The organism is Candidatus Pelagibacter communis, assembly GCF_001179945.1.
In the GTDB taxonomy this organism is placed as follows: domain Bacteria; phylum Pseudomonadota; class Alphaproteobacteria; order Pelagibacterales; family Pelagibacteraceae; genus Pelagilacustribacter; species Pelagilacustribacter ubique_A.
The window spans coordinates 1-1,658 of sequence record NZ_CVSG01000083.1; the positions used below are offsets into that span (position 1 = coordinate 1).

Annotated in this window: 2 protein-coding genes; both read right to left on the reverse strand. The window is 30.2% G+C overall.

Annotation, left to right across the window (positions count from 1 at the left end):
* On the reverse strand, positions 1–706 hold a 706-nt coding region (locus AMN78_RS03750), incomplete at its 3' end, for an aminotransferase class III-fold pyridoxal phosphate-dependent enzyme (protein ID WP_143323164.1).
* Complete coding sequence (locus AMN78_RS03755) at positions 703–1,515, reverse strand: ABC transporter permease (RefSeq protein ID WP_075534249.1); 813 nt, start codon at positions 1,513–1,515, stop codon at positions 703–705. The genes AMN78_RS03755 and AMN78_RS03750, both read right to left, overlap by 4 nt.
* Positions 1,516–1,658 lie beyond the last annotated feature (143 nt).

Genomic DNA, 1,658 nt, shown 5'->3' on the forward strand with positions numbered 1-1,658 from the left:
CAGGTTTTATTTTCGCATATTCAAAAGCAAAAAATTTGCCACTTCTTCCGATGCCGCATTGAACTTCATCAAGAATTAATAAAATTTTTTTCTTATTACATAGTTTTCTTAAGCCTTTGAGGCAAAAATCTGGAATAACTTTAATGCCCCCTTCTCCCATAATTGTCTCAACCATAATAGCGGCAGTTCTGCTGGTTATCGCTTTTTCTAAACCTTTGTGATCACCAAAGTTAAAGTGATCAAAACCATCTACTTTAGGTTTAAAACCTTCAATAGCTTTTTTGCTGTTACTAGCAAAAATAGCTGCGATAGTTCTTCCATGGAAACTATTATTAATACAGAGAACTCTATTTTTTCTTGGTTGACCTTTTGAATAAAAATATCTTCTAGCAAATTTGATAGCTGCTTCTGTTGCTTCAGCGCCAGAATTTTGAAAAGTTACATAATCCGCAAATGTTTTTTGGGCTAGTCTTTTTGCCAGTCTCTCTTGCTCAGGGATGGTAAATACGTTTGAAACATGCCATAATTTTTTAGATTGTTTATTAATTGATCTTATTAAATAGTCATTAGCATGACCAAGGCAATTTACAGCAATTCCTTGAACGAAATCTAAATATTTCTTTCCATTCGTTGTATATAAGAAACTTCCTTTTCCTTTAGAAAAAGAGATTTTCTTTCTGTTATAAGTATTTAAAATTTTACTCATGATTTTATTTTATAGCCTTTTTTATACAATAAATAACAAACAAGCCAGCTAACAAAGCTTAAGGCAGTTAAATATACTAAACCAACAGAGATTGAGCCGTCTGAAGTGCCAATAAAACTATATCTAAAACCATCAATCATATAAAAAAATGGATTTACTTTACTTACTGCTTGCAGAAAGTCAGGGAGTCTCTCTATTGAATAAAAAGTGCCTGATAAGAAAGATAATGGAACTATTACAAAATTGGTGACTGTTGCCATATGATCGAATTTTTCAGCCCATAGTCCAGCAATTATTCCTATATTTCCTAAAATAAAAGAAGAAAGTAAGGTGAATGCTATAAGCGTTAAATAATTTTTAATTTCAATATCAATTATTAAATGAAATACAATAATCGAAACTATTCCAATTACGACGCTTCTTGTTACAGCTGCAAGTGAAACTGAAATGGTAACTTCTCCTGCAGATAAGGGAGCAAATAATAAATCAACTATAGTTCCATCAATTTTTTTAATCATAAAAGATGAAGAAGAATGAGAAAAAGATTGTTGAATTACCTGCATAGAAATCAACCCTGGCGCTAAAAAAGTAATAAAAGGTACACCAAGAACATCTCCTCTATCAGCACCAATGGCTAAAGATAAAACAAGTAAAAAGAGTAAAGATGAAATTAGTGGAGAAAAAATAGTTTGTATCCACACAATTAAGAATCTTAGAACTTCTTTTTTATATAAAGTCCATGTTCCGTACCAATTAACTAATCCAAATCTTCTTTTTCCAATTTTATATTTTTTCGAAATTTCAACCATTGATAGTCTTATAACCTGTTATTAAAAAAACTGTGCAAAACTAAATCTACTCACAGCTTTGATGCGTTTTAATGTTTTAAACCCCAATATTATGTCCTAAGTTTTTAATAATTACTAAATATTGTAATTATATACTATGAGTT

Excerpts from the sequence above, each read along its gene's own strand:
- AMN78_RS03755 (WP_075534249.1), bottom strand. The coding sequence starts at position 1,515 with ATGGTTGAAATTTCGAAAAAATATAAAATTGGAAAAAGAAGATTTGGA.